Origin of the sequence: Prevotella sp. CAG:592 (assembly GCF_000436015.1) — a bacterium.
In the GTDB taxonomy this organism is placed as follows: Bacteria; Bacteroidota; Bacteroidia; order Bacteroidales; family Bacteroidaceae; genus Prevotella; species Prevotella pectinovora.
This window is the reverse complement of record NZ_FR892489.1, coordinates 3,996-6,541: the sequence shown is the minus strand read 5'-3', so window position 1 is coordinate 6,541 and position 2,546 is coordinate 3,996. Positions and strand designations below refer to the sequence as shown.

Annotated in this window: 2 protein-coding genes and 1 pseudogene; 1 reads left to right on the top strand and 2 read right to left on the bottom strand. The window is 48.2% G+C overall.

What is annotated here, in order from left to right; translation table 11 throughout:
* The first annotated feature begins 434 nt into the window (after positions 1-434).
* Entirely contained in the window at positions 435-1,127 is a 693-nt protein-coding gene (locus tag QVO99_RS00630) for a porin family protein (protein WP_022315649.1), read from the top strand.
* 84 nt (positions 1,128-1,211) lie between these two features.
* On the opposite strand, the pseudogene QVO99_RS00625 reads toward QVO99_RS00630, so the two are convergent.
* Together QVO99_RS00625 and QVO99_RS00620 are read right to left on the bottom strand one after the other, a co-directional pair.
* Positions 1,212-1,358, bottom strand: a pseudogene (locus tag QVO99_RS00625) (LysO family transporter); the annotation flags it as partial.
* A 120-nt stretch (positions 1,359-1,478) separates the two neighbouring features.
* Positions 1,479-2,516, bottom strand: coding sequence for a TerC/Alx family metal homeostasis membrane protein (locus QVO99_RS00620; RefSeq protein WP_022315648.1), 1,038 nt, complete (start codon positions 2,514-2,516; stop codon positions 1,479-1,481).
* Positions 2,517-2,546 lie beyond the last annotated feature (30 nt).

Genomic DNA, 2,546 nt, shown 5'->3' with positions numbered 1-2,546 from the left:
AGAATCAGCGATATGGGCAACTTTTGCTCATGTCGACCAACTTTAATTAATTCCGCCAACGGGTTATTACTATATTTTTTCAGACTTCCATGATACTTCTGTGACACTTCTATGACACTTTTCTGTAAAGAAGAAAGAAAAGTATCATTGAAGTATTATTCTGGCTTTCAAGAGATTAGGTATGGAAAAAGTCTCGAAAATGATACTATGACACTTTCCTCCGGAAAAAAGTATACGTGTTACGTATTACAAGATGTAATGACCGATTTGAGATTATTGGAAAACAATAATGCAAGGAACCATCCTTCGGCTGCAATATGGTTTTCCCCATTCTATTTTAGGGATATCCCCTCAGTGGAGTTGGAGGGAAAACTATACTTTTGCCAACGGAAAGAAAAAATTATTGTAGAACGTATTAAGAAAGGACAACTATTATGAAGAAGTTTATATTGGCAGCTCTGGCGATAATGACTATTGGCTGCACGGCTCAGGCTCAGGCTTATAAGAACAGCAGATATTACAACCAGCGAACTGGACATCTGGACTACTCCCGCCGACCGGGCACGGGACTATATCAGAGCGGCGAGAACTACTACGGACTGCGCATCGGACCGTCGTTTTCTACCGTGAGCTCCGACGACAAGACTCTTGATGGCGGCAACGCGCAGACGGGCCTCAACGTGGGTGCCGTGGTGGGCATAGCGTTGTCTGACCGTGCTCCGGTGTTTTTCGAGACGGGACTATACTATACCGAGAAGGGCGGCAAGAAGAAGCTCGACGACGGCAAGAAGATGACCTACGACCTGAACTATCTGGAGGTGCCGCTGACTGTGAAATATGCCTACCCTATCGACGACCACTTCTCCATCCAGCCTTTTGCCGGCGGATACCTGGCATGTGGTGTGGGCGGAAAGATAAAGAACTATCGCGAGAGAGAAGCAGACCCGTCGTTCTCGAGCGACCGCTTCAAGCGCTTCGACGGTGGACTGCGTTTGGGCTGTGGCGTTGCCTACGACATGTTTTATGCCGACCTGACCTATGACGTGGGTTTGGCGAATATCTGTCACGATGAGTTCGACACGTCGCACAACGGATGTCTGACGCTGAACTTCGGAGTGAACTTCTGAGTTCCAAAATCTCAATATATATTTCCGGGCATGGCTTCTCAAAAGCGAGGGGTCGTGCCTTTTTCGTTTGCCTATGCCAACGTCTAATAGAGTGATCATCTCTCTAATGACATTGACAAGCAGGGCTATAGTGCCGAGTTCAGCTCCGCGATATTCTATGATGAAGATGCTCGACAGGGAATAATAGGCGAAGCCGCTGTTGATGGCCATGCAGTCGGCAATGCCACGATGCAGATTATCCAAGAATCCGATTAAGCGAGGGAAATGGGAATGAAAAGCCCCCAAAGGCTACATTCCTGATACGGAACAGCACTTTGGGGGCATGCCTATAGTCTATGGATTGTAAATACGCTACACGGTCTGCTTCTTCACCACCAGCGAGGCTCCGATGCTCACCACCAGCACGCTGACAATGAACACGAGCGACGATATGGCATCAATCTCAAAAAACTCATGGATGAGCATCTTCACACCGATGAACACCAGGAGAACGCAGACACCGAGCTTAAGATAGCGGAATCTGTCGGCTATCGCTGCCAGGAGGAAGAACATGGCTCTCAGACCCAATATGGCAAAGATGTTGGAAAAGAACACCACATAGGGGTCGAGCGACACGGAGAATACCGCCGGTATGCTGTCGAAGGCAAAGATAAGGTCGCTGAACTCTATCACGAGCACCGTGACAAAGAGCGGAGTGAACAGCAGGCGTCCGGCACGGCGGATAAAGAACTTGTCGCCCTCGAACTGAGGGTGAATACGTCCCGTCTTAGACAGCAGTCTGACGAGCGGATGCTTCTCCACATCCATCTCCTCTTTCTTGTTGCGGTTGAGGTACATCTTCACGCCGCTATATACGAGCACCGCACCAAAGACGAGCAATACCCAGTCGAAACGGCTTATTATGGCAGCGCCAAGGAATATGAACACGAAACGCAAGACGATGGCACCGAGTATTCCCCAGTTCAACACATGCTGATATTCATTCTTCCCCACTCCGAAGGATGTGAAAATCATCATCATCACGAAGAGGTTGTCTACAGAGAGCGTCTTCTCTATCAGATAACCTGAGATGTATGACACCGTCATGTAATGGCGGTATTGCTGCAGACTCGACTCGAAATCGTCGGGATTGAGTTTCAGATGCGAGGCATAGCGCGAAGCCACTGCCTGGAGATCGCTGAAATTCTCTATTCCATGTACCATATCACCATGAAACCACAAGAAGACGGAAAACAGGAGCGCCAAGGCTATCCATACGGCAGTCCAGGTGCCAGCCTCACGGATGGACACCTCGTGAGCCTTCTTGTCGATTACAAACATGTCAAGCAAAAGGATTGCGGCGATGAAAACCACAAAACCTCCTAAAAACAACATTTCTGATAATTCCATATTTAAATATTTATAGTTGACGGGTAACGA